The organism is Vallitalea sediminicola (assembly GCF_054408565.1).
On record NZ_BTPT01000176.1, the window covers coordinates 1 to 289 of the forward strand.

General features: G+C 34.9%; 1 protein-coding gene. It reads right to left on the bottom strand.

Annotation, left to right across the window (positions count from 1 at the left end; translation table 11 throughout):
- Positions 1 to 41: 41 nt before the first annotated feature.
- Positions 42 to 289 (bottom strand): hypothetical protein (locus ACX6CF_RS26320; protein ID WP_458788351.1); only part of this gene is annotated, 248 nt, incomplete at its 5' end.

Here is a 289-nt window from a genome sequence, read left to right on the forward strand (position 1 = left end):
TAAACTTTTCTTTTAATCGGTTAGCACCTATGAAACCTTCTTTAGCCATCTACCTCACCTTTTAACCATTGCAATATAAATTCAGTGTGATAATCCCATTCATGAGCTAATACAACACGATAATTTTCATCACTCACACGAATATATTCGCCTTCTTCCATTGGTATAGGATTATCTGAAAAACACCTATAACGTATATTGTCTTTTTGTATTCCGTATTCTTCCTGTGCTGTTTGACTAGAATAAGGTTGAGCATCTATCGCAAATCCGTCTCCTGATTCTACAAAAG